General features: G+C 66.3%; 18 protein-coding genes and 2 pseudogenes. 15 read left to right on the top strand and 5 right to left on the bottom strand.

Annotation, left to right across the window (positions count from 1 at the left end; all coding sequences use genetic code 11):
• The first annotated feature begins 71 nt into the window (after nt 1–71).
• The 5 genes from groL to M9902_RS06000 all read left to right on the top strand — a co-directional run bounded on the left by groL (nt 72) and on the right by M9902_RS06000 (nt 5,836).
• A complete protein-coding gene (gene groL, locus M9902_RS05980) occupies nt 72–1,712 on the top strand; it encodes a chaperonin GroEL (protein WP_297171638.1) in 1,641 nt (546 codons plus the stop codon).
• Nucleotides 1,713–1,925: 213 nt separating this feature from the next.
• The gene (locus tag M9902_RS05985) at nt 1,926–2,204 is read left to right on the top strand and encodes a hypothetical protein (RefSeq protein WP_297171640.1); all 279 of its coding nucleotides are present in this window, start codon (nt 1,926–1,928) and stop codon (nt 2,202–2,204) included.
• A gap of 212 nt (nt 2,205–2,416) precedes the next feature.
• Nucleotides 2,417–2,950, top strand: coding sequence for an SH3 domain-containing protein (locus M9902_RS05990; RefSeq protein ID WP_297171643.1), 534 nt, complete (start codon nt 2,417–2,419; stop codon nt 2,948–2,950).
• A gap of 219 nt (nt 2,951–3,169) precedes the next feature.
• The gene (locus tag M9902_RS05995) at nt 3,170–5,002 is read left to right on the top strand and encodes a tetratricopeptide repeat protein (protein WP_297221564.1); all 1,833 of its coding nucleotides are present in this window, start codon (nt 3,170–3,172) and stop codon (nt 5,000–5,002) included.
• 87 nt (nt 5,003–5,089) lie between these two features.
• Nucleotides 5,090–5,836 (top strand): type 1 glutamine amidotransferase domain-containing protein, encoded by a 747-nt coding sequence (locus M9902_RS06000; RefSeq protein ID WP_297221565.1) that lies wholly within the window; start codon nt 5,090–5,092, stop codon nt 5,834–5,836.
• Here the strand turns inward: M9902_RS06000 and M9902_RS06005 are convergent.
• On the bottom strand, nt 5,833–6,303 hold the full coding sequence (locus tag M9902_RS06005) for a carboxymuconolactone decarboxylase family protein (protein WP_297221566.1): 471 nt from the start codon (nt 6,301–6,303) through the stop codon (nt 5,833–5,835). The genes M9902_RS06000 and M9902_RS06005 overlap by 4 nt on opposite strands.
• 131 nt (nt 6,304–6,434) lie before the next feature.
• On the opposite strand from M9902_RS06005, the gene M9902_RS06010 reads away from it, so the two are divergent.
• Both M9902_RS06010 and M9902_RS06015 read left to right on the top strand, forming a co-directional pair.
• Nucleotides 6,435–8,264, top strand: coding sequence for a tetratricopeptide repeat protein (locus M9902_RS06010; protein WP_297221567.1), 1,830 nt, complete (start codon nt 6,435–6,437; stop codon nt 8,262–8,264).
• Nucleotides 8,265–8,266: 2 nt separating this feature from the next.
• The gene (locus M9902_RS06015) at nt 8,267–9,874 is read left to right on the top strand and encodes an NAD(P)/FAD-dependent oxidoreductase (RefSeq protein WP_297221737.1); all 1,608 of its coding nucleotides are present in this window, start codon (nt 8,267–8,269) and stop codon (nt 9,872–9,874) included.
• 367 nt (nt 9,875–10,241) lie between these two features.
• Here M9902_RS06015 and M9902_RS06020 read toward each other — a convergent pair whose 3' ends face one another.
• The 3 genes from M9902_RS06020 to pdhA all read right to left on the bottom strand — a co-directional run bounded on the left by M9902_RS06020 (nt 10,242) and on the right by pdhA (nt 13,780).
• Nucleotides 10,242–11,606, bottom strand: coding sequence for a dihydrolipoamide acetyltransferase family protein (locus M9902_RS06020; protein ID WP_297221568.1), 1,365 nt, complete (start codon nt 11,604–11,606; stop codon nt 10,242–10,244).
• Nucleotides 11,607–11,723: 117 nt separating this feature from the next.
• Nucleotides 11,724–12,710 carry an alpha-ketoacid dehydrogenase subunit beta gene (locus M9902_RS06025; RefSeq protein ID WP_297175527.1) on the bottom strand — a complete coding sequence of 329 codons (987 nt, stop codon included), beginning with the start codon at nt 12,708–12,710 and terminating at the stop codon, nt 11,724–11,726.
• Nucleotides 12,707–13,780, bottom strand: a complete 1,074-nt coding sequence (gene pdhA, locus M9902_RS06030) for a pyruvate dehydrogenase (acetyl-transferring) E1 component subunit alpha (RefSeq protein ID WP_297175529.1) — start codon at nt 13,778–13,780, stop codon at nt 12,707–12,709. The genes M9902_RS06025 and pdhA overlap by 4 nt, the downstream gene beginning before the upstream one ends.
• A gap of 284 nt (nt 13,781–14,064) precedes the next feature.
• Between pdhA and M9902_RS06035 the strand changes: the two genes are divergently transcribed.
• Together M9902_RS06035 and M9902_RS06045 are read left to right on the top strand one after the other, a co-directional pair.
• Nucleotides 14,065–15,567, top strand: coding sequence for an oligopeptide:H+ symporter (locus M9902_RS06035; protein ID WP_297175530.1), 1,503 nt, complete (start codon nt 14,065–14,067; stop codon nt 15,565–15,567).
• A gap of 112 nt (nt 15,568–15,679) precedes the next feature.
• A pseudogene (locus M9902_RS06045) lies at nt 15,680–17,043 on the top strand (Gfo/Idh/MocA family oxidoreductase).
• Between the two features lie 18 nt (nt 17,044–17,061).
• On the opposite strand, the gene M9902_RS06050 reads toward M9902_RS06045, so the two are convergent.
• The gene (locus tag M9902_RS06050; RefSeq protein WP_297175534.1) at nt 17,062–17,571 is read right to left on the bottom strand and encodes a MarR family winged helix-turn-helix transcriptional regulator; all 510 of its coding nucleotides are present in this window, start codon (nt 17,569–17,571) and stop codon (nt 17,062–17,064) included.
• Between the two features lie 77 nt (nt 17,572–17,648).
• On the opposite strand from M9902_RS06050, the gene hppD reads away from it, so the two are divergent.
• The 6 genes and pseudogenes from hppD (at nt 17,649) to mreD (ending at nt 24,207) form a co-directional block, all read left to right on the top strand.
• Nucleotides 17,649–18,749, top strand: a complete 1,101-nt coding sequence (gene hppD, locus M9902_RS06055) for a 4-hydroxyphenylpyruvate dioxygenase (RefSeq protein WP_297221570.1) — start codon at nt 17,649–17,651, stop codon at nt 18,747–18,749.
• Nucleotides 18,750–18,814: 65 nt separating this feature from the next.
• A complete protein-coding gene (gene hmgA / locus M9902_RS06060) occupies nt 18,815–20,113 on the top strand; it encodes a homogentisate 1,2-dioxygenase (RefSeq protein WP_297221571.1) in 1,299 nt (432 codons plus the stop codon).
• Between the two features lie 87 nt (nt 20,114–20,200).
• The gene (nhaA, locus tag M9902_RS06065) at nt 20,201–21,433 is read left to right on the top strand and encodes a Na+/H+ antiporter NhaA (protein WP_297221572.1); all 1,233 of its coding nucleotides are present in this window, start codon (nt 20,201–20,203) and stop codon (nt 21,431–21,433) included.
• 172 nt (nt 21,434–21,605) lie between these two features.
• On the top strand, nt 21,606–22,649 hold the full coding sequence (locus M9902_RS06070; RefSeq protein WP_297175543.1) for a rod shape-determining protein: 1,044 nt from the start codon (nt 21,606–21,608) through the stop codon (nt 22,647–22,649).
• Between the two features lie 176 nt (nt 22,650–22,825).
• Nucleotides 22,826–23,665 (top strand): annotated as a pseudogene (gene mreC / locus M9902_RS06075) (rod shape-determining protein MreC); the annotation flags it as partial.
• A gap of 62 nt (nt 23,666–23,727) precedes the next feature.
• Entirely contained in the window at nt 23,728–24,207 is a 480-nt protein-coding gene (gene mreD / locus M9902_RS06080) for a rod shape-determining protein MreD (protein ID WP_297175545.1), read from the top strand.
• Nucleotides 24,208–24,210 lie beyond the last annotated feature (3 nt).

Raw genomic sequence — 24,210 nt, forward strand, 5'->3', positions numbered from 1 at the left:
GAATCCGCCGTTCCTTGCCTCTACAAATCACCAATCACCAATTACCAATTACCAATCACTGAGGTTCTCCCATGTCTGCCAAAGATATCCGTTTCGGTGAAGACGCCCGTTCGCGCATGGTGCGCGGCGTCAACGTGCTCGCCAATGCCGTGAAGGCAACCCTCGGCCCGAAGGGCCGCAACGTCGTGCTCGACAAGAGCTACGGCGCCCCCACCATCACCAAGGACGGTGTCTCCGTCGCCAAGGAAATCGAGCTGGCCGACAAGTTCGAGAACATGGGCGCGCAGATGGTCAAGGAAGTCGCCTCCAAGACCTCCGACAATGCCGGTGACGGCACCACCACCGCCACCGTGCTGGCGCAGGCGTTCATCCGCGAAGGCATGAAGGCGGTCGCCGCCGGCATGAACCCGATGGACCTCAAGCGCGGCATCGACAAGGCCGTCACCGCCGCCGTCGGCGAGCTGAAGACGCTGTCCAAGCCGTCCTCGACCTCCAAGGAAATCGCCCAGGTCGGCGCGATCTCGGCCAACTCCGACCACAACATTGGCGAGCTGATCGCCAAGGCGATGGACAAGGTCGGCAAGGAAGGCGTGATCACCGTTGAAGACGGTTCGGGCCTGGACAACGAGCTGGATGTCGTCGAAGGCATGCAGTTCGACCGCGGCTACCTGTCGCCGTACTTCATCAACAACCAGCAGTCGATGCAGGCCGATCTGGAAGATCCCTACATCCTCCTGCACGACAAGAAGATCTCCAACGTGCGTGACCTGCTGCCGGTGCTGGAAGGCGTGGCCAAGGCCGGCAAGCCGCTGCTGATCGTCGCCGAAGAAGTGGAAGGCGAAGCGCTGGCGACCCTGGTGGTCAACACCATCCGCGGCATCGTCAAGGTCTGCGCGGTCAAGGCGCCGGGCTTCGGCGACCGCCGCAAGGCGATGCTGGAAGACATGGCCATCCTCACCGGCGGCACCGTGATTTCCGAGGAAGTGGGCCTGTCGCTGGAGAAGGCCACGATCAAGGATCTGGGCCGCGCCAAGAAGATCCAGGTGTCGAAGGAAAACACCACGATCATCGATGGCGCCGGCGAAACCGCGGGCATCGAAGCTCGCATCAAGCAGATCAAGGCGCAGATCGAGGAGACCTCTTCGGACTACGACCGCGAGAAGTTGCAGGAGCGCGTCGCCAAGCTGGCCGGCGGCGTGGCCGTCATCAAGGTCGGTGCCGCCACCGAAGTCGAGATGAAGGAAAAGAAGGCGCGCGTGGAAGACGCCCTGCACGCTACCCGTGCGGCGGTGGAAGAAGGCATCGTCCCCGGCGGCGGCGTCGCCCTGATCCGTGCCAAGGCCGCGATTGCCGGCCTCAAGGGCGCCAACGAGGACCAGGACCACGGCATCGTCATTGCGTTGCGCGCGATGGAAGCCCCGCTGCGCGAGATCGTCACCAATGCCGGCGAAGAGCCGTCGGTGGTGCTCAACCGCGTCGCCGAAGGCAAGGGCGCGTTCGGCTACAACGCCGCCAACGGTGAATTCGGCGACATGATCGAATTCGGCATCCTCGACCCGACCAAGGTGACGCGGACTGCACTGCAGAACGCGGCCTCGATCGCCGGCTTGATGATCACCACCGAAGCGATGGTGGCCGAAGCCCCGAAGAAGGACGAACCGGCGATGCCGCCGGGCGGCGGCATGGGTGGCATGGGCGGGATGGATTTCTGATCCAGGCCGCGCAAGCGATACTGCAATACGAAACCCCCGCAGCGATGCGGGGGTTTTTGTTTGTCTCGGGATTTGAGAGCTCGCGATGCAAAACCCATGTGACCCAACGCCGCGTACCCGCCAGAGCTTTCCAGCCGCTAGACTCACCTGCTGCGACAGGTTGCCTGCATCCTTGATGAAAGGGGCGGGGGTGGCCCCGATCAGGAGGGTTGGATGTACGTCCGGGAAAGCACCATCGAGCAGGAATTGATCGAGAAGCTCGGCGAGCTGAAATACGCGCTGCGTCCGGACATCCGCGACCGCGCCGCGATGGAACGCAACTTCCGCGAGAAGTTCGAGGCGCTCAACCGCGTCCGCCCGGGCGCCACAGGGACTGATAAATTTATCTCCTGCATTGGAGATTTACCTTGGCGGCGAAATGGTGGCCCGATTGATCTTCGTTCAGGCGTCGCCTGGCGGATCGCGCGCTGGTGGAGCCCGAGCATGGCGTGACGCGCGCGGGTGCCAATCGGCCCGCGCAGGTCTATCGGTTGCGCCGCGTTCCGGAACCTCAAGACAACAAGGCATAATCCAGGCGCACATCATTCAACATGATGGCGTCCTGAACTATGGAGACGGCCACAATGGGATCATTCCTTGCGTCACTCCGTTGCTGCCGCGGGGCTGCTGCCGCAGGGCTGCTGCTGGTCATGGGAAGCACGGCCTTGTCGTTCGCCCATGCAGCGGCGGCGGAAACATCCGTCTGCAATCTCTCGGCCTGGTCCACCGACCCCGACCCCAACGGTTTGGCCGTCCGTTCCGGGCCGGGCACCGGCCATGCTGTCATCGCCCGGCTGCCGCCGCCGGGAGGTGTCGCAGGCTACGACCATGCCGCCGAGGTGACGATCACGGGGTCGCAAAATGGCTGGTTCCGCATCAGCGATGCGATCGTGATGGATTATGAAGGCGACAAGCCGGACAAGGTGCTGTTCAAGGGAGAGGGCTGGGTGTCGGGGCGTTATCTCGGCCTGTTGCTCAACGCGCCGACGCTTCATCGCGGGCCCTCGCCCGATGCTCCCGTGGTCGCGCAGCTTTCCTTCATCGCCCCGGACGGGAGTGCAATAGGCCCGGATTCCTACACCGTGCGCCTCCGTGCCTGCAAAGGGGATTGGGTCGAGGTCGATGCTTCCTTCGAAGACAGGCATGTCCACGGTTGGGCGACGCGGACCTGTTCCAGTCAGGTGACGACCTGCCCATGACCTTGCCGGGCCCGCACCGTCGGTCGTGTCGTGGAGACCATCTGGAGGTCGTGAGGTGCTGGTGCACGGGCGGTCGAAAGGTCGGCATCGCTTGCCGCACGGCATCGGTGGATTTGCGCCCCGCCTGAAAAGGCGAATCATCCGGACAGATCGGACATCCTGTGCAAGACTGTTGCCACCGGCCGGGCGTGGGGTCTCGGCCCGGAGAGCGCGGCCTGCATGAATCGTTTTCTCGCCGAGTTGAAGCGACGCAACGTCATCCGCGTGGCGGGGCTGTATCTCGCCGGTGCCTGGCTGCTGGTGCAGGTGACCGGCACCGTGCTGCCGTTCTTCAACGCATCCCTTTCGATCGCACGCACGCTGACGATTGTCCTGGCCGTGGGCTTCATCCCGGCATTGGTGCTGGCCTGGGTGTTCGAATGGACGGCGAAAGGCCTGGAGCGCGATTCCAGTCGTGAGGATGTGGTCTCGGGTGAGCCGCGCTCGGGCAAGGGCTTCGACCGCCTGATCATGGTGGTGCTGGCGCTGGCGATCGGCTATTTCGCCTTCGACAAGTTCGTGCTGGCGCCGCAGCGGCAGGCCGTCGTTGCGCATGAGGCGCGCAGGGAAGGGCGCAGCGATGCGATCAAGGACAGCTTCGGCGAGCGCTCGATCGCGGTGCTGCCGTTCGTGGACATGAGCGCAGCACATGACCAAGCCTATCTTTCCGATGGCATCGCCGAGGAACTGCTGAACCTGCTGGCGCGGGTGCCGCAGTTGCGAGTGATTTCACGCTCCTCGGCCTTCGCATTCCGCGAGCGCAAGGACGCCATCCCCGTGATCGCCCGCAAGCTGGATGTCGGCTACATCCTCGATGGCTCGATCCGCAAGGCCGGCGACCGCGTGCGCATCACCGTGCAATTGATCGACGGGCGCTCGGATACCCTGCTTTGGAACGGCACCCTTGACCGCCCGTTGGACGACATCTTCGCGGTTCAGGACGAAATCGGCGCGTCGGTGGTGGCGCAGCTGAAGATCAAGCTGCTCGGGAATCCCGTTCCGAAGACGCGCCGGACCACGCTCGAGGCCTACACCCTGTATTTGCAGGCGATGGCAATGCCGCTGCAGGACAAGGCGTCCTACGACCGCCATATCGAAATGCTGAAGCGGGTGCTGGGCATGGATCGCAATTACGTGCCTGCATTGACAGCGTTGGCGATCGCCTACAGCGCGCAGGCCAATTTTGCGCTCATCGATCCCGCGGAAGGCTATCGGCTGGCGTTGGCAACCGCGGATCAGGCGCTCGTTCTGGAGCCTGGCAACAGTCAGGCCCTGGGGGTCAAGGCAGACATCGCGCTGCGGCACGATGGCGACCTGGCCGCAGCGGCGCGATTCATCCAGATGGCATTGCAAACCGGCCACCAGGATCTCAACGACATGAATATTGCGGAAGACGTCGCCAAGGCGTTGGGCCGCATGGATGACGCGGTGGCGATCGATGAATACATCGTCGCCCGGGACCCGATGCAGGCGATCGCGTACTCGCAACTTGGCATCGCCTACCAGCAAGCCGGTCGGTTGGATGAAAGTATCAAGGCCAGTCGCACGGCGCTGGACATGGAGCCGGGGCAGACGGTGACCCACTTCATCATCGGCACCTCGCTGCTGCTCAAAGGCGATGCGAAGGCGGCCTTGGCAGAAGTCCAGCGCGAGCCATTCGAACCGTTCCGCCTGTTCGGCGAGGCCATGGTCTACCACTCGCTTGGCGACCGGGCGAAGTCGGATGCCGTGCTGGCGCAGATCATCGCCAAGTACGACAAGGATGCGGCCTACAACATTGCCTATGTTGAAGCCTGGCGCGGCAACATCGACAGCGCATTTGCCTGGCTCGACAAGGCGGTGGAGTACAAGGACACGGGTTTGCCGATGCTGATCGTCGAACCGCTGTTCGCGCGCCTGCACAACGACCCGCGCTGGCCGGCGCTGCTGCAGCGGCTGGGCAAATCGCCGGAGCAGCTGGCCGCGATTCCGTTCAAGGTGACCCTGCGCGGTGCCGCCAATCCAGGACCATGACGGCGATGCCGGCGGCGGCCAGGTCGCGCGGCCATCGGTTCCGGTTTTTGAGCAACATTCTCGAATAGCGGGTCGTATCATCGCGGCATGGCGACCGTGCTGATGCTGCTGCCCAACCGCGACTTCGACCCCACCGAGGCCGGCGTTCCCTGGGAAACGCTGACCCGGCTTGGCCACACGGTCCGGTTTGCCACGCCGGAAGGCGGGGTGGCGCAGGCCGATGCGCGGATGGTGGAAGGCTTCGGGCTGGGGCCGTGGAAGGTGCTGCTGCGCGCCGACGCCAACGGCCGCCGCGCCCATGCGGCGATGACGCAGGACGCGGCGTTTCTGGCGCCGCTGCGCTACGCCCAGGCCGCGCAAGACGGCTTTGACGCCCTGCTGCTGCCCGGCGGCCACGCCGCGGGAATGCGCGAATACCTGGAATCGGAGGCGGTCCACGCGATCATCGCCCGGGCGTTTGCCCGCAACCAGCCGGTGGGCGCGATCTGCCACGGCGTGGTGGCCGCGGCCCGCGCGCGCGGCGCGGACGGACGCTCGGTGCTGCACGGCCGCAAGACCACCGCGCTCACCCGCACGCAGGAGCTGGCCGCCTGGCTGATGACGCCGTGGCTCGGGCGCTATTACCGGACCTATCCGGAAACCGTGCAGGGCGAGGTGACCCGCGCACTGGCCGCCAGACGCGACTTCCAGGCCGGGCCGCCGGCGCTGCTGCGCGACGACCCCAAGCACCCGGAGCGCGGCTTCACGGTGCGCGACGGCCGCTACCTTTCCGCGCGCTGGCCCGGTGACGTGCACCGGTTTGCCGGCGAATTTGCCGAACTGCTGGCGGCTTAGCGCTTGCCGTGGTCGCCCGGCTGGTAGTGGCCCGGCTCGGAGCGGAACGGAATGGCCAGGCGGTTCCAGCCGTTGATGGCGATGATGGCGTAGGTCAGATCGGTCAGCTCTTTTTCGCTGAACTGCTTGCGCGCCTCTTCATAGAGCGCGTCACTGACGCCGTGGCTGCCGGCGATCCGGGTGAGGGCCTCGGTCCAGGCCAGCGCGGCGCGCTCGCGGTCGTTGTAGAAGGGCGCCTCGCGCCAGGCGTCGAGCAGGTACAGCCGCTGTTCGGTTTCACCGGCGGCCCGCGCATCCTTGCTGTGCATGTCCAGGCAGTAGGCGCAGCCGTTGATCTGGGAGGCGCGCATCTTGACCAGTTCCAGCAGCGGGGGCTCCAAACCGCTGTTTTCGACGTGGCGCTGCAGGGCGATCATCGCCTGCATGGCGGCCGGCGCCAGTGCGCCGTAGTCGAGACGTTGGGTCATGGTCGTATCCTCCGGACGTGGATCCCGTCCACGGTTATACGGACGGGCCCCGTCGCGACCGTGTGATTGCGGCCTCGGTGCGGCTACGATGTCGGCTTAGGGGCGGGCCGGAAATGCGGGGGCATCGACAGGTGGAGAATCTGCTGGCCGAACTGAAGCGTCGCAACGTGATCCGGGTCGCGGGCCTGTATCTGGCCGGTGCCTGGCTGCTGGTACAGGTGACCGGCACCGTGCTGCCGTTCTTCGATGCGCCGCTTGCGATTGCACGCACGCTGACGATCGTGTTGGTGGTGGGATTCGTCCCGACCCTGGTGCTGGCCTGGGTGTTCGAGTGGACGGCCAAGGGCTTGCAGCGCGAGTCCGGGCGCGCGGACGACGCCCCCGGCGCGGCGCGTTCCGGCAAGGGCTTCGACCGCCTGATCATGGTGGTGCTGGCGCTGGCGATCGGGTATTTCGCGTTCGACAAATTCGTGCTGGCGCCGCAGCGGCAGGCGGCGGTGACGGCCGAAGCGCGGCGGGAAGGGCGCAGCGATGCGATCAAGGACACCTTCGGCGAGCGTTCGGTCGCGGTGCTGCCGTTCGCCGACATGAGTCAGGCAAAGGACCAGCAGTATTTGTCGGACGGGATCGCCGAAGAATTGCTGAATCTCCTGGCGAAGGTGCCGCAGCTGCGGGTGATTTCGCGATCATCGGCATTCATCTTCCGCGATCGCAGCGAGGGGATCCCGGAAATCGCGCGCAAGCTGGACGTGGGCTACATCCTCGATGGCTCGATCCGCAAGGCCGGCAACCGGGTGCGGATCACCGTGCAGCTGATCGACGGGCGCTCGGATACCCAGCTGTGGAATGACGTCTACGACCGTCCGCTGGATGACATCTTCGCGATCCAGGACGAGATCGGCGCCGCAGTGGTCGCACAATTGAAGGTCAAGCTGCTTGGTGGCGCCGCGCCCAAGGTCCGGCGTACCGATCCGCGTTCGTTCACGCTGTATCTGCAAAGCCTGAGCAGCTACCGCGAACACAAGCCGCAGAGCTACGCACGGGCGCTGGATCTGGTCAAACAGGCGCTGGAGATCGATCCTGACAACGTCAATGCCCTGAACATGCTGGTGGTGGTGTACATGCGCCAGGCCGGGCTAGGCCTGATTCCGGAATCGGAAGGGTATGCGAAGGCCGAAGTCGCAGCGCGCCGGGCGCTGGCGATCGATCCGCAGTCGGCCGAGGCCCATGCCGAGTTGGCCAGCATCGCCTCCCGCAGCGGCGGCGACATCGCGGCTGCCGCGGCCGGGATGCGGCGGGCATTGGAGATTGCACCGAAAAACGATTACGTGCTGGGGCAGGCTGCGCTGCTGGCCAAGAGCCTGGGCCGCGTTGACCTGGCAGCGGGCATCCTGCGCAACCAGTTGGCACGCGATCCGCTGATGCCGAACGTGCATTCGGACTTGTGTCAGGCTTACATCGACCTCAACCGCCTCGACGAGGCGATCGCCGAATGCAGGAACGCGCTGGTGCTGGCGCCCAACCGGATCATTCCGCATTTCCTCCTGAGTCAGGCGTTCCTGCTCAAGGGCGATGCTCGACAGGCGTTGGAGGAGGCGAGAAAAGAGCCGTTCGATGTCCTGCAATGGCTCGGCGAAGCCATGGCCCTGCACGCCCTCGGTGACCATGCGGGTTCGGACGCCGCGCTGGCGCGGGCGGTGGACAAGTATGCGAAGGAAGCGGCCTACAACATTGCCGGGGTCGAGGCCTGGCGCGGCAATGTCGACAGCGCGTTCACCTGGTTGGACAAGGCGGTCGAATACAAGGACGCTGGGCTGAGCGGAATCGCCACCGATCCATTCCTCGCCAGGTTGCGCAGCGACCCCCGCTGGATGCCGTTCCTGCGCACGCTGGGCAAGGCGCCCGAGCAGCTTGCGGCGATTCCTTTCGATGTCGAACTGCCCGACGCCGAAGCGCGATGAACATGCACGATGATGCGATCATCCTTGGCGGCGGCCACAACGGCCTCGTCTGTGCGGCTTATCTGGCCGCGGCGCGGCTGAAGGTGCGGGTGCTGGAACGGCGCCATATCGTTGGCGGTGCGGCCGTCACCGAGGAATTCCATCCCGGCTTTCGCAATTCGCTGGCGAGTTACACGGTCAGCCTGCTCAATCCGAAGGTGATCGCCGAATTGCGCCTGCACGAACACGGCCTGCGGATCGTCGAGCGGCCGTATTCCAACTTCCTGCCGCTGCCGGACGGGCGCAGTTTCCGGCTCGGCGGCGAGCACACCCTGCCGGAAATCAGCCAGTGGTCGAAGCGCGACGCGCAGCGCTTTCCCGAGTACACGGCGATGCTCGATCGGATCGTGGTGGTGTTGCGCGAACTGCTCCAGCGCACGCCGCCGAATGTCTCCGATCACTTCGTGCTGGCCGACTGGATCCATTCGATCGCGGTTGGCAAGCAGCTGCAATCACTCGACATGCGCGGCCGCCGCGACCTGCTCGATCTGTTCACCAAATCCGCCGGCGAATTGCTCGATGACTGGTTCGAAAGCGAGCCCTTGAAGGCGGTGCTGGGCTGGGATTCGGTGGTCGGCAATTTCGCCAGCCCGTACACGCCGGGCAGCGCCTATGTGTTGTTGCACCACCTGTTCGGCGAGGTCAATGGCAAGCAGGGCAGCTGGGGCCACGCGATCGGCGGCATGGGCGCGATTACCCAAGCGATGCGCAAGGAGTGCGAGGCGCGCGGGGTGGTCATCGAGACGAATGCGGAGGTGGCGCGTGTGCTCGTCGAAGACGGAAAGGCGGTGGGCGCGGCGCTGGCCGATGGGCGCGAATTCCGCGCCCGCAGCGTGGTCAGCGGCGTCAACCCGAAGCTGCTGTACACGCAGCTGGTGGAGCCGGGCGCGCTGGATGCCGATACCGCCACCCGGATGCGTCGCTACCGTTGCGGTTCGGGCACCTTCCGGATGAACGTGGCACTGTCGGAGTTGCCGGATTTCACCGCGCTGCCGGGCAAGAAGCTGCAACCGCATCACCAGAGCGGGATTCTGATCGGGCCGTCGCTCCAGTATTTCGAACAGGCCTATTTCGATGCCAAATCAAAGGCGTACAACCCCGGCTGGGCACGTGCACCCATCGTCGAAGTGGTGATTTCCTCGACCCTGGATGACACCCTGGCGCCGAAGGGCAAGCACGTCGCCAGCCTGTTCTGCCAGCAGGTCAACCCCGAGGTCGACGGCGGCTGGGAGGCGCACCGCGACACGGTCGCCAAGCTGATGATCGCCACCGTGGATGCCTATGCGCCGAACTTCAAGGCCAGCGTGCTCGGCTATGAGGCGCTGTCACCGCTGGATCTGGAGCAGCGGCTGGGGCTGATCGGCGGCGACATCTTCCACGGGGCACTGGGGCTGGACCAGATGTTCAGCGCCCGCCCCTTGCTCGGCCAGAGCAATTATCGCGGCGCGTTCAAGGGCCTGTACCTGTGCGGCTCCGGCAGTCATCCCGGCGGCGGTGTGACGGGCCTGCCGGGGCGCAACGCGGCGCGCGAGATCCTGGGTGACCTGCGGCGGCGGCCGCGGCCGGACTGAGACAAGGGGAACGGAGCCCGCATGGCCTTGCGCCATCGACCGGAGCGCGGCCCCCCCGATCCTGAAATTCTGGTTCCCATTCCCATACTGCGCGGTATCGTTTTGCAGTGCAGCGTGAAGCCGGCAGCCGCATCCGGCAGGATGCTCCTGCATCCCGACGTGGGGGAGGGAGCAGGCCCGCTGAGACTTCGGTCGATGCGGGCTTTTTATTGTGGTGATTGGTGATTGGTGATTGGTGATTGGTGATTGGGGTGTTCTTGACGCAGCGTGGGGGCCACGATGCAAGCGCACGCCGATGCCAGCGCCAGCAGTGGCCTGCCGGCGCCGTGCATTGATGGCAATTTTGGGCCGCCAGTGCGGGTTGTGCTTACTGCGGCAGCGCCAGATCGTCCAGCAGCACCTTGAGGAAGCGCGCCGCTTCGCCGCCGGTGACGCAGCGGTGGTCGAAGGTGAGCGAGATCGGCATGCGGCGGTGTACTTCGACCCCGCCCATCACCGCAACCACATCGTGCGACAGCTTGCCGGCACCGATGATCGCCACGCACGGTGGCACGACGACCACGGTGCCGTAGCGGCCGGCGAACACGCCGAAGTTGGACAGCGAGATGGTGTAGCCGGACAGCTCCGAGGCCGGGATCGAGCGATCCTCGACCTGCGCGCGCAGGCGGTTGATGCCCTCGCGCAGGCCGCGTCCGTCGAGCAGGTGGGCATTGCGCAGCGCCGGCACGAACAGGCCGTCCGGGGTGTCCACGGCGATGCCCAGATCGACGTGCGGATGCTTGGTCAGGCTGAGGTTCTCGTCATCGAACCAGGCGTTGAGGGCCGGCTCGGCGCGGCAGGCGCTGACAATGGCGCGGATCAGGCGCGCGGTGATGTCCTGCTTGCCGGCCCAGCCGTGCAGGTCGGCGTCGTCCACGATGGTGGTCTGGACCACGCGGTCGCGGGCATCGGCCATTACCCGTGCCATGTTGCGACGCACGCCCTTGAGCTGTTCCGGCTGGCCGCTGGCGGCCACCGTCGGCGGCTGGGTGCGGATGGGTTTGCCGGCCTGCGACAGGGTGGATCTGCCCCTCTCCCCTTGGGAGAGGGGTTGGGGTGAGGGTGCGGGTGCCTGTGCGGCAGGCGAGCCCTCACCCCCGGCCCCTCTCCCGGCGGGAGAGGGGAGCAGAGCGGAAGGATTCGCCGCCGCCTGCTTCACATCGTTCATGGTGACGGTGCCGTCGGGGCCGGTGGGGCGCACGCGGCTCAGGTCCACGCCCAGCTTGCGGGCGGTGGCGCGCACCGCAGGCACGGCCTTGACGCCGCCCGAGGCGACGGCGGCTTCGGCCACCACGGCATTGCCGACCTGCATCGCGCCGACCACGGTGCCGGCGTCCTCGCGCCCGGCGGCGGGTGCAGCTTGTGCCGCCGGTGCGGGCTCGGGTTCCGGTTCGTCGTGGGCGCCGCCGTGGTGGTGGCCGGTGTCCTGGCCTTCGGCGCGCTGCGGCAGGCTGGCGTCGATTTCGAATTCCGCCAGCAATTTGCCGGTGATGATCACGTCACCGGCGCCGCCGGCGAGCTTGAGCACCTTGCCGGACACCGGCGAGGGCACCTCGACCACGGCCTTGGCGGTTTCCATCGACACCAGGTTCTCGTCGAGGCGGATGACGTCGCCCACCTTGACGTGCCATTCGACGATGGTGGCGTCCGGCAGGCCTTCGCCAAGATCGGGGAGGAAGAATTTCTTGCTCATCAGAGAGTCTCGCAGCGGTCGTGGTTCGACAGGCTCACCACGAACGGAAGTTCCGTCCGTCGAAACCATGTCCCGTTCGCCCTGAGCCTGTCGAAGGGTGAACGGGAGGAGTTCAGCTCACGAATACGCCATCGCCCGCTTGGCCGCGGCGACCACCTTGTCCACGCTCGGCAGGTATTTCATTTCGAGCCGGAACAGCGGGATGTGGGTGTCGTAGCCGGTCACACGCTCGACCGGCGCCAGCAGGTCGAACAGGCAATCGCTGGCGATCCGCGCCGCGATCTCGGCGCCGAAGCCGGCGGTGCGCGGGGCTTCGTGGACGATCACGCAGCGGCCGGTCTTCTTCACCGATTCGGCGATGGTCGGGAAGTCCAGCGGGGTCAGGGTGGCCACGTCGATGACTTCCGCGCTGACGCCTTCCTTCGCCAGGGCGTCGGCGGCTTCCAGGGTTTCCTTGACCTGTGCGCCCCAGGTGACCAGGGTGATGTCGCTGCCGTCGCGCAGAACGTAGCACACGTCCAGCGGCAGCGCCTCGCCATCATCCGGCACCAGTTCCTTGTACTGCCGGTAGATGCGCTTGGGCTCCATGTAGATCACCGGATCCGGGTCGCGGATCGCCGCCAGCAGCAGGCCGTAGGCGCGCTGCGGGCTGGACGGCATCACCACCCGCAAGCCCGGCACGTTGGTGAAAATCGCCTCGTTGGCCTCGCTGTGGTGCTCCGGCGCGCGGATGCCGCCGCCCCACGGCACCCGCAGCACCATCGGGCAGGTCAGCCGGCCGCGGGTGCGGTAGCGCATGCGCGCGGCGTGGCTGATCAAAAAGTCCACCATCGGATAGACGAAGCCGTCGAACTGGGCCTCGGCCACCGGGCGCATGCCCTGCGAGGCCATGCCCACGGTCAATCCGGCGATGCTGGTTTCATCCAGCGGGGTGTCGAGGATGCGCTCGGGGCCGAACTCGGCCGACAGCCCGGCGGTGGCGCGGAACACGCCGCCGTTGACGCCGACGTCCTCGCCCAGCACGACCACGGAATCGTCGTGGCGCAGCTCCCAGGCCAGCGCCTGGGTGATCGCCTCGATCAAGGTAATCGGTTGCGCGCTCATGCCCGGCCCTCCCGTGCCAACGCTTCCGCACGTTGCCCCTGCAGGTCCTCGGGCAACTCGGCGTACAGATAGTCGAACATCGCCTCGACCGGCTGCACCGGGGTGTTCAGATAGGCGTTGATTTCCTCGTCCACCTTCTTCGTGCACTCCTCGATCCAGGCTTTTTCTTCCTTCTCGCTCCACAGCTTCTTGTCGATCAGGAACTTGCGCAGGCGGATGAAGGGTTCTTTCTTCCAGGCTGCCTTGACCTCGTCCTCGCCGCGATAGCGACGGGCGTCGTCGGCGGTGGTGTGGTCGTGCAGGCGGTAGGTCATGAATTCGATCACGCTGCCGCCTTCGCCCTTGCGCGCGCGTTCGGTGGCGCGGCGCATCGCTTCGAGTACCGCAATCAGGTCGTTGCCGTCCACCTGCAGGCAATACAGGCCGCCGGCCAGGCCCTTTTGCGCCAGCGTTTCGGCGCCGGTCTGGGCGCTGCGCGGCACGCTGATCGCCCAGCCGTTGTTGACCACGCACAGCACCAGCGGCGAGGTGTAGGCACCGGCGGTGTTGAGCGCAGCGTAGAAATCGGTCTTCGAACTGCCGCCGTCACCGCACACCGCCACCGCCACGCGCTTTTGCTTGCGCAGCTTGAACGACAGTGCCGCGCCCGAGGCCATCAGCATCTGGGTGGAGATCGGCACGCACCAGGGGTAGTCGTTCTTCGGAATTTCATAGTCATTGCCGCGCTCGTCGCCGCCCCAGTACATCAGCACGTCGCGCGGCTTCACCCCGCGCGCGAACTGCGCGCCGTATTCACGGTAGCTGGGCGCGAACACGTCCTCCGGCCGCATCGCCACGCCGATCCCGACGTGGGTGGCCTCGTGACCGAGGCAGGCAGCGTAGGTGCCGAGCTTGCCGGTGCGCTGCAGGGCAATCGCCTTGCCGTCGAAAGTGCGCAGGAACAGCATCTGCTTGAAGATCGGCAGCAGCGCCTTGGCGTCCTTCACCGCCGGCGGCAGCTTGCCGACCAGCTTGCCGTCCGGCTTGAGGTATTGCAGGTATTCGATTTCGAAACTGGCGGCGATGGCCATGGGCATCCATCCAGGTGAGCAATTGGAGCAATCCCTCTATTGTAGCCGCTCGCCGGCGCGCGTCTTTTGTTGCGTTGCCGCAATACGCAGGCGTGTGGGCCGCTTCGACCAGCCGCGACGCCGGCCGCGGCGCCCGTCGCGGCCGCGGGCTGGCCCGCCGCATCCCGCCTGAATGCGCACCGTTTGACGTTGCCGCCCCGGTTCGGTGATGCTTCGGCGGTTGCGCGCCAGTTATCCCGGCAGCCGCAGCCACACCATCGCAGGCAACGAAGGGACCTAAACGCATGAGCGCAGCCACACCATCCACGCCGGAGCTGTTGCCGGAATTCAAGCAGGTCATGGGGCACCCGCGTCCGCTGTGGATGCTGTTCATGACCGAGTTCTGGGAGCGCTTCGCGTTCTACGGGATGCGCTGGGCGCTGGCGCTGTACATCGTGGCGGAATTCTTCGGCGGCGACAGCTCCGGCGAGGCGCACGCCAGCCGCCTTTACGGCGCCTATCTGGCGCTGGTGTACGCGGCCGCGCTGTTCGGTGGCTACGTCGCGGACAAGGTGATCGGCTACCAGCGCTCGATCCTGATTGGCGCGGTGGTGATGGCCGCAGGCCTGTTCATGGTGGTGATTCCGAACGAGACCGTGTTCCGCATCGGTCTGGCCACCATCATTGCCGGCAATGGCCTGTTCAAGCCGAACATCTCCACCATGGTCGGGCAGCTGTACGCGCCCGGCGACGAGCGCCGCGACTCCGGCTTCACCCTGTTCTACATGGGCATCAACGCCGGCGCGTTCATCGCTCCGATCCTGACCGGCTATCTGGCCGAGCACATGTTCGGCGGGTCCTCGGCGATGCCGGCCTACAAGGCCGTGTTCATTGCCTCCGGCATCGGCATGCTGGTCAGCCTGGTGTGGTTCTGGTTCGGGCGCGTGCGTCTGCAGGGCATCGGCAAGCCGATCGCCGGCAGCGAGGGGTTTGCCAAACCGCTGATGGTGGCCGCGGGCGTGGTGGTCGCGATCCCGCTGATTTTCTTCCTGCTGACCATCGATGCCAGCGTGCTGGCGTGGATCCTCGGGATCCTGTTCCTGGCGCTGTGCGTGCTGATCCTGCGCGAAGGCATCCAGAACGGCGCGGTGGCGCGCGACAAGTCGCTGGCGATGCTGATCATCTTCGCCTTCAACGTGCTGTTCTGGATGTTCTTCGAACAGGCCGGCAGCTCGTTCAACTTCCTCGCCCAGAACATCGTGCAGCGTGACCTTGGCGGCTGGACCTTCCCGGTGGGCTGGTTCCAGTCGGTGAACTCGCTGGCCATCATCACCCTGGCCCCGATCATCGCCTGGATCTGGGTGCGGATGGGCCGCGCCAATCCGTCGATTCCGCGCAAGTTCGGCCTGGGCATCATCTTCAACGGCCTGGCCTTCCTGCTGCTGATGGTGGCGCTGTCGGGCATGGTCGATCCGCAGACGATGAAGATCCCGTTCTGGACGCTGTTCATGGTCTACGTGATCCAGTCGGTGGGCGAGCTGTGCCTGTCGCCGATCGGACTGTCGATGGTGACCAAGCTGGCGCCGGTGCGGCTGGTCGGTTTCGGCATGGGCGGCTGGTTCCTGTCCACTGCCATCGGCAACAACCTGTCCGGCATCTTCGCCAGCGTGATCAGCGGCGAAGGCGGCATGACCGTCACCTCGGCGCACTCCGGCTACACCTTCGGCTTCTGGGTGCTGATCGGCGCGGGCGTGCTGTTGTTCCTGATCGCACCCTTGATCAACAAACTGATGCACGGCGTGAAATAAGCCGGCGCGGTATCGGCAATGCGAACACGGCGGCTGCGGCTGCCGTGTTCGTTTGCGCCACCGACGGTCGCTTGGACTACCCTGCGAGGGGTCTGTCCTTCGGAGCCACGCCATGAAGCGCCGCGATTTCCTTGTTTCTTCCGCCGCCGTCGGGGTTGCGACTGCGGCCAGCGCGCTCACACCCTGATTCGCCAAGCCGCGCTCACGGCTGAAGGTGGCGATGATCGGCACCGGCCTGCGCGGGCAGTCGCAGCTGGGCCGATCCTGAGCCGCGACGACGTCGAGCTGGTGGCGATCTGCGACACCCAGCGGGTGATGCCGGACATGGCCCGCGCCATCATCGGGAAGTCCGGCCGGCGCCAGCCGAAGGAATACGGCGGCAATGGCGATCCGAATGCCTGGCGGAAACTGCTGGGGCGCACCGACCTCGATGCGGTGTTCATCGTGACGCCGTGGGAATGGCATGCGCCCATGGCCATCGCGGCGATGGAAGCGAAGATCGCGGTGGGCTGCGAGGTGGTGGCCGGGATCACCCTGCAAGACCACTGGGACGTGCTGCGCGCCCAGCAGCGCACCGGCACGCCCTACATGCTGCTGGAGAACGTGTGCTATCGCCGCGACGTGCTGGCGGCGCTGCAGATGGTGCGCGCCGGCCTGTTCGGCGAGCTCATCCACCTGCAGGCCGGCTACGAGCACGACCTGCGCGGGGTGCGCTTCAATTCCGGCAACCCGGCCGAGCCCTACGGCAGCGGCGTGGAATACGGCGCCAAGGGCTTCTCCGAGGCGCAGTGGCGCACCCAGCATGCGATCGACCGCAACGGCGATCTCTATCCCAGCCACGGCATCGGCCCCTGTGCGATGTATGCAAACATCCACCGCGGCAACCGCTTCACCCATATCAACAGTTTCGCCAGCAAGGCGCGCGGGCTGCACGACTACATCGTGAATCACCCCAAGGGCGGCCCCGACCACCCCAACGCCAAGATCACGTTCAAGCTCGGCGATCTGATCACCACCACGCTGCGCTGCGAGAACGGCGAAACGATCATTCTCCAACTCGACACCTGCCTGCCGCGCCCGTATTCGCTCGGCTTCCGGGTGCAGGGCACGGACGAGCTGTGGATGGATCTCAACAAATCGGTGCACATCGAAGGCCGCAGCGAAAAGCACCGCTGGCAGGACGCGCAGGCGTATTACGACGAGTATGACCATCCGCTGTGGCGCAGGTACGCGCAGCAGGCCGCCGGCGCCGGCCACGGCGGCATGGACTGGTTCGTGGTCCACGCTTTCATCGAAGCGCTGAAAGCGGGCGAGCCGATGCCGATCGACATCCATGATGCGGTGGCCTGGAGTGCGATCACGCCGCTGTCGGAGCAATCCATTGCCGAAGGCTACAAGACCCTGGAGTTCCCGGATTTCACCGAAGGCACGTGGAAGGACCGCGCGCCGATTTTCGCGCTGAACGACCGCTACTGAGGCGGGCGGACGACCCAGCTAAACGCCCTGACCCGCCACCTCCGCGTGCAGGTCCAGCGCGTCGAGGCGGTCGAGCAGGCGGAACAGCAGATCGCGTTCACGCGGGCGCAGCGCGGCGAGGATGCGCTGCTCGATCCCCAGCGCCAGCGGCGCGATGCCGGCGTGGATGCGCCGGCCTTCCGCCGACAGCGCCAGCACCGAGCGCCGGCGGTCGGTGGCGTGCCGGCGGCGGGTGATCAGCCCGCGTTCGAGCAGGCGCGCCACCGCGCGGCTGACCGCCACCTTGTCCATCGCGGTGTAGTCGGCCACCTGATTGGCGGAGCTGCCGGGAAACCGCCCCAGCACGGCGATCACCCGCCACTCGGTGACGCCGATGCCGAAGCGCTGCGCGTACAGGTCGGCGATGGCCTGGCTGACGTGGTTGGTCAGGATCGACAGCCGGTAGGGCAGGAAGCGTTCGAGCACCAGCACCGCGCCGGAATCCGCGCCGCGGCAGGCTTCACGGGGTCTTTTCGCGCTGGCGGCCATGCTGCACTGTGCCTTGAAATTGGTTTCATATGAAACTATAAAGGCCCGTGTTGCAACTTTCCAGCAAGGAGCCCGCCATGGCCGTCCAGCGCGCCAGCACCGACCTCAACCTCGGGATGACCCCGACCACCTTCGACAACCCGATGGGGATCGACGGCTTCGAATTCGTCGAATTCGCCGCGCCCAGGGGCGAAGGCGCGGCGATGCGCGCCTATCTCGAGCGCATGGGCTTTGCCGCCATCGCCCGCCACAAAAGCCGCGCGATCACCCTGCTGCGCCAGGGCAGCGCCAACTTCCTGCTGAACGAAACCGAGGAGTCCTTCGCCTCCGATTTTGCGCAGCGGCACGGCCAGTCGGCCTGCGGATTCGCGATCAACTTCAAGCGCGCGCCGGCCGAGGTGCTGGCGCACGTGCTGGCCAACGGCGGCGAGAAGATGGAATTCCGCGCCGACACCCGCGCGGTGGACGCGCCGGTAATCAAGGGCATCGGCGATTGCATGCTGTATCTGGTCGACGCCAACGACGCCAACCTGTACGCCGACTTCGAACCGCTTGAAGGCGCCGACACCCAGCCGTTCGGCTTCGGCCTGACCTTCATCGACCACCTGACCCACAACCTGTTCGTGGGCAACATGCAGAAGTGGTCGGAGTACTACGAGAAGCTGTTCAACTTCCGCGAGATCCGCTATTTCGACATCAAGGGCTCCAAGACCGGCCTGCTGTCCAAGGCGATGACCGCGCCGGACGGGATCGTGCGCATCCCGCTCAATGAATCCTCGGACGAGAAATCGCAGATCAACGAATACCTGCGCGACTACCACGGCGAAGGCATCCAGCACATCGCGCTGTTCACCAACGACATCTACGCCACGGTGGAGGCGATGCACAAGGCCGGGGTGGCCTTCCTCGACACCCCCGACACCTACTACGACGTGGTCGATATCCGCGTGCCCGAGCACGGCGAGGACCTGCCGCGCCTGCGCAAGAACTCGATCCTGATCGACGCCGACGTCCAGACCCACAAGCGCAAGCTGCTGCAGATCTTCACCCAGAACGCATTCGGCCCGATCTTCTTCGAGATCATCCAGCGCAAGGGCAATGAAGGCTTCGGCGAAGGCAACTTCCAGGCCCTGTTCGAGAGCATCGAACGCGACCAGATGAAGCGCGGCGTGCTGTAAGCCCCGCGCGCAAATCCCTTGACCCCTTTCCCGCAGGGAGAGGGGCTGACAGCGGAGCAAAAAACATGACGATCCAATCCACCGGCTACCAGTCCGGGTTCGGCAACTGGTTTGAAACCGAGGCGGTACCCGGCACCGTGCCGCAGGGCCGCAACTCGCCGCAGAAGGTGGCGCACGGGTTGTACGCCGAACAGCTCACCGGCACCGCGTTCACCGCGCCGCGCCACGCCAACCGCCACGCCTGGCTGTACCGGATCCGCCCCGGCGCGGTCCATGGCCGTTTCGAGGCGTTCGAGCAGCCCACCTTCCACAACGATTTCGGCGGCCGCGCCACCCCGGAGAAGCTGCGCTGGAACGCGCTGCCGCTGCCGGCCGCGCCCGCCGATTTCCTCGAAGGCCTGTTCACCATGGGCGGCTACGGCGGCGCCGAGGCCGGCACCGGCGTGGGCGTGCACCTGTACGCCGCCAACCGCGACATGCAGGGGCGCTACTTCTACAACGCCGACGGCGAGCTGCTGATCGTGCCGCAGCTGGGCCGGCTGCACATCGAAACCGACATGGGCGTGGTTGACGTGGAGCCGCAGGAAATCGCGGTGATTCCGCGCGGCGTGCGTTTCCGCGTCGCCCTGCCCGACGGCCAGGCGCGCGGCTATGTGTGCGAGAACTTCGGCGCCCTGCTGCGACTGCCCGACCTCGGGCCGATCGGCAGCAACGGGCTGGCCAATACCCGCGATTTCCTCACTCCCAACGCGGCCTATGAAGACATCGACGGCGACTTCGAGCTGATCGCCAAATTCCAGGGTCACCTGTGGCGCGCGCCGATCGGCCACTCACCGCTGGACGTGGTGGGCTGGCACGGCAATTACGCGCCGTACAAGTACGACCTGCGCCGCTTCAACGTGCTTGGCTCGATCAGCTTCGACCATCCCGATCCGTCGATCTTCCTGGTGCTGCATTCGCCCAGCGACACGCCCGGCACCAGCAATATCGATTTCGCCATCTTCCCGCCGCGCATCCTCGCCATGCAGGACACCTTCCGCCCGGCCTGGTTCCACCGCAACGTCGCCAGCGAATTCATGGGCTTGGTCCACGGCATCTACGACGCCAAGGCCGAAGGCTTCGTGCCGGGCGGCTGCTCGCTGCACAACTGCATGACCGGCCACGGCCCGGACGCGGCGACCTTCGAGAAAGCCAGCGCGATCGATACCAGCAAGCCCGACTACGTCACCGACACCATGGCGATCATGTTCGAAACCCGTGGCGTGATCCGCCCGGTGGCGCAGGCGATGGCCGCGGCGCATCGGCAGATGGACTATCCCGACGTGTGGATGGGGCTGCGGCGGCAGTTCAATCCTGAAGGCTGAGCCGACCGGCGCAGCCGGGCCGGGCAACATGCCGGTGCCGCGCCGCGCAACGGCCGGTGCCGGCGCACGCTTCCTTATACTGGCGCAATGAATGCCTTTCCAACCGTCATCGCGCGTGCCCAGCACATGCTGGGCGAATTCTTCCGTCTTGAATCCTCCGCCGGCATCGTGCTGGTGCTGGCGGCCGCGCTGGCGCTGGCTTGTGCCAACACGCCGCTGGCCGAAGGCTATCTGTTGATCCGCGACGCCCCGCTGGGCAGCGGTGGCTTGGCGCACTCGCTGCACTGGTGGACGAATGACGCCTTGATGGCGGTGTTCTTCCTGCTGGTCTCACTGGAGATCAAGCGCGAAGTGGTCTCCGGCCAACTCTCCAGCCGCGCCCAGCTGCTGCAGCCGGTGATTTGCGCCTGTGCCGGCGTGGCCGCGCCGGCGCTGATTTTCTACGGCTTCAACCACGGCAACGGCGAAACCCTGCGCGGCTGGGCGATCCCCACCGCCACCGACATCGCCTTCAGCCTCGGCGTGCTGGCCCTGCTCGGCAAGCGCGTGCCGCTGGGCATGAAAGTGCTGCTGTCGACAATTGCGGTGGCCGACGACCTGATCGCGATCGTGATCATTGCCGTGTTCTATTCGCATGAGCTGCGCGCCGGGATGCTGCTGGCGGCGCTGGGAGTTGCGCTGCTGATGTACGGCTTGAATCGGAGCAAGGTCCGCGCACTCACGCCCTATCTGCTGCTGGGATTGCTGCTGTGGGCACTGGTGCTGCGCTCGGGCGTGCACGCCACCCTGGCCGGCGTTGTCACCGGGATGATGATCCCGCACGTCGATCCGCACGACGTCATCGACGATGCCGTCGAGCACTCACCGCTGGAAACCCTGGAACACGCGCTGCACCCCTGGGTGGCCTGGGGCATCCTGCCGCTGTTCGCCTTCCTCAACGCCGGCCTGGCGCTGGACGGGATCCGCATGGCCGACCTCACCGCCGCACTGCCGGCCGGGATCGCGCTGGGGCTGATCCTCGGCAAGCCGGTCGGCATCGTCGGCGCGGCGCTGCTGCTGCGCACCTTCAAGATCGCCCGCTTTCCCGACGGTATGGACCTGCGGGCAATGCTGGGGCTGGGGCTGCTGTGCGGCATCGGTTTCACCATGAGCCTGTTCGTCGGCTCGCTGGCCTATGCGCGGCTGCCGCTGGACTACACCGAAAGCGTGCTCGGCGTGCTCGGCGGCTCCATGGTCTCGGCCGTGTTGGGGCTGGTGTGGCTGCATTTGGTGCTGCCGCAGCCGAAACGCTGCGGAAGGGATGCAGGGGCACCTGGTTAGACAAGGATGTTTAGCCAAGGACGCCGGTTTGAAGGCAAGGCGCCGCATGGGCGCATGACTTCGGCAATATTTGCTAGGCTATGCGGTCTTTGGCAATGTGGCGGCCGGCCTTCGGTTTGCCCTGCGCCCGCGCCCCCGGCGCGCCTTCCCCCACCTTCCGGCGCCAGTGTCCATGTTCAAGTTCCTGCGGGGCTATTTTTCCAGCGATTTGTCGATCGATCTCGGCACCGCCAACACACTGATCTACGTCCGCGGCCAGGGCATCGTCCTCAACGAGCCGTCGGTGGTCGCGGTGCGCCAGGACCGTGGCGGCGGTGGGCGTTCGGTGGCGGCGGTCGGCAGCGAGGCCAAGCAGATGCTCGGCCGCACGCCCGGCCACATGACCACGGTGCGGCCGATGAAGGACGGCGTCATTGCCGACTTCAGCTACACCGAGGAGATGCTGAAGTACTTCATCCGCAAGGTGCACAAGAGCCGCGTGCTGCGGCCCAGCCCGCGGGTGCTGGTGTGCGTGCCGGCCGGCAGCACCCAGGTCGAGCGCCGCGCGATCAAGGAATCGGCCGAGGAAGCCGGCGCGCGCGAGGTCTATTTGATCGAGGAGCCGATGGCGGCGGCGATCGGTGCCGGGATGCCGGTCACCGAGCCGCGCGGGTCGATGGTGGTGGACATCGGCGGCGGCACCACCGAAGTGGCGGTGATCGCGCTCAACGGCATCGTCTATTCGCAATCGGTGCGGATCGGCGGCGACCGTTTCGACGAGGCGATCATCGCCTACGTCCGCCGCCACCACGGCATGCTGATCGGCGATGCCACCGCCGAGCGGGTCAAGTTCGAGCTGGGCAACGCCTACCAGCAGGAGACGGTTCGCGAGATGGAAATCTCCGGTCGCCACCTGGCTGAAGGCGTGCCCAAGATCATTTCCATCAATGCCAACGAGGTGCTGGAAGCCCTGCGCGAGCCGCTGGCGGGGATTGTTGCGGCGATCCGGCTGGCGCTGGAGCAGACCCCGCCCGAGCTGTGCGCGGACGTGGCCGAGCGCGGCATCGTGTTGACCGGCGGCGGCGCGCTGCTGCGCGACCTCGACAAGCTGATCAGCGTGGAAACCGGGCTGCACGTGCAGGTCGCCGACGACCCGCTGACCTGCGTGGCCCGCGGCGGCGGGCGGGCGCTGGAGCTGGTGGACATGCACGGCAACGAGTTTTTCACGCCGGAATAAGCGGTATCCGGGTTCGGCCTGCCACGACCGGCCCCGGCTCCGCACGGTGAGGCAAGTGGCATGTCCGCCGGGTTGCGCAAATTCCCGTGCCTTTTGCGTTGACCCTTCCATGCGCCAAACTGTCGCCACGCTTGCTTCCCAAGCCGCCTTCAAGCCACCTCCGTTGATGCCCTGACGTGCCCAGCTCTGCCAGCTCTTCCGCTGCCCGTCCCGGTGAAGCCGCCGGCGTCCTGCGGCTGCTGGCGTTTCTGATCCTGGCCACGGCGCTGATGGTGTTCGACCATCGCGGCGGCTGGCTGCACGCGGTGCGCACGCGGGCGGAGGTCATGGTGCAGCCGTTGTGGTGGCTGGCCGGCATGCCCGCACGGATCGGCAGCAGCCTGAGCGAGAATGCGGCCACCCTCGGTCAGTTGACCGAGGACAATGCGCGGCTGCGGCGCGAACTGCTGCTGGCCTCGGCGCGCAATGCCCGCCTGCGCACCGCCGCGGCTGAAAACGCCCGCCTGCGCGGGCTGCTGGATACCGCCGAACGCCGTCGGCTGGATGTCCAGCTGGCCAGCGTGATCGACATCGACCAGGATCCATCGCGCCAGCGCCTGTTGCTGGACGTGGGCAGCCGTGCCGGCGTGCATCCCGGACAAACCGTGATCGATGCCGGCGGGCTGATGGGGCAGGTGATTTCCACCACGCCGGGTACCGCCACCGTGCTGCTGCTGTCCGATTCCGATCACGCGGTGCCGGTGCTGGTGGCGCGCAGCGGGGTGCGGCTGGTCGTGTACGGCACCGGGGACAGCCACCAGCTGAAGTTGGGGGATATTCCGCAATCGGCCGACGTGCGCGTCGGCGATGAATTGCTGACCTCGGGGCTGGGCGGTCGCTTCCCGCCGGGGCTGACCGTGGGCCGGGTCGAGGCACTGCACGCGGGCGATGCGCGGGCCTTTCTCGAAGGCGACGTGATTCCTGCCGCACAGCTCGATCGCGGTCGCGACGTGCTGCTGCTGCGCGGCTATCGGCCGCAATCCGCGACGACGCAGGGCGCTTCCGGCGTCGTCGCCGCCGCGGCGCAGGAGCGGCAACCATGACCCGGGCCCGCAACAACTGGGTGCTGCCGATCAGCCTGCTGCTGGCGATCCTGCTGGAACTGCTGCCGCTTCCCGGCCTGCTGCAGCCGCTGCGGCCCTACTGGCCGGCGCTGGTGCTGGCGTACTGGCTGCTGGAACTTCCGGAGCGGGTCGGGCCCGGCCTCGCTTTCATCTTCGGGGTGCTGGGCGATCTGGCCTACGGCAGCCTGCTGGGTGAGCAGGCGCTGCGGTTGGTGGTGCTGGCCTTCATCATCGAACGCTTCCGCGCGCGTCTGCGTTTCTTCCCGATGTCGCAACAGGCACTCTCGGTTGGCGTCCTGCTGCTCAACGACCAGATCATCGTGTCGGTGGTCCAGACCGTGGCGGGGCTGCCGGCGCGGCCGTGGAGCGTGTGGCTCGGACCGCTGGTCGGCCTGGCGCTGTGGCCGCCGCTGCATCTGGCCCTGGACCTGGCGCGCGCGCGCCGGAAAGGCTGAGCC

Source organism: Thermomonas sp. (genome assembly GCF_023953935.1).
GTDB lineage: Bacteria > Pseudomonadota > Gammaproteobacteria > Xanthomonadales > Xanthomonadaceae > Thermomonas.

Coding starts and splice junctions, on each gene's coding strand:
- groL (WP_297171638.1), top strand. CDS start 72: ATGTCTGCCAAAGATATCCGTTTCGGTGAAGACGCCCGTTCGCGCATG.
- M9902_RS05985 (WP_297171640.1), top strand. CDS start 1,926: ATGTACGTCCGGGAAAGCACCATCGAGCAGGAATTGATCGAGAAGCTC.
- M9902_RS05995 (WP_297221564.1), top strand. CDS start 3,170: ATGAATCGTTTTCTCGCCGAGTTGAAGCGACGCAACGTCATCCGCGTG.
- M9902_RS06000 (WP_297221565.1), top strand. CDS start 5,090: ATGGCGACCGTGCTGATGCTGCTGCCCAACCGCGACTTCGACCCCACC.
- M9902_RS06005 (WP_297221566.1), bottom strand. CDS start 6,303: ATGACCCAACGTCTCGACTACGGCGCACTGGCGCCGGCCGCCATGCAG.
- M9902_RS06015 (WP_297221737.1), top strand. CDS start 8,267: ATGCACGATGATGCGATCATCCTTGGCGGCGGCCACAACGGCCTCGTC.
- M9902_RS06020 (WP_297221568.1), bottom strand. CDS start 11,606: ATGAGCAAGAAATTCTTCCTCCCCGATCTTGGCGAAGGCCTGCCGGAC.
- M9902_RS06025 (WP_297175527.1), bottom strand. CDS start 12,710: ATGAGCGCGCAACCGATTACCTTGATCGAGGCGATCACCCAGGCGCTG.
- pdhA (WP_297175529.1), bottom strand. CDS start 13,780: ATGGCCATCGCCGCCAGTTTCGAAATCGAATACCTGCAATACCTCAAG.
- M9902_RS06035 (WP_297175530.1), top strand. CDS start 14,065: ATGAGCGCAGCCACACCATCCACGCCGGAGCTGTTGCCGGAATTCAAG.
- M9902_RS06050 (WP_297175534.1), bottom strand. CDS start 17,571: ATGGCCGCCAGCGCGAAAAGACCCCGTGAAGCCTGCCGCGGCGCGGAT.
- hppD (WP_297221570.1), top strand. CDS start 17,649: ATGGCCGTCCAGCGCGCCAGCACCGACCTCAACCTCGGGATGACCCCG.
- hmgA (WP_297221571.1), top strand. CDS start 18,815: ATGACGATCCAATCCACCGGCTACCAGTCCGGGTTCGGCAACTGGTTT.
- nhaA (WP_297221572.1), top strand. CDS start 20,201: ATGAATGCCTTTCCAACCGTCATCGCGCGTGCCCAGCACATGCTGGGC.
- M9902_RS06070 (WP_297175543.1), top strand. CDS start 21,606: ATGTTCAAGTTCCTGCGGGGCTATTTTTCCAGCGATTTGTCGATCGAT.
- mreD (WP_297175545.1), top strand. CDS start 23,728: ATGACCCGGGCCCGCAACAACTGGGTGCTGCCGATCAGCCTGCTGCTG.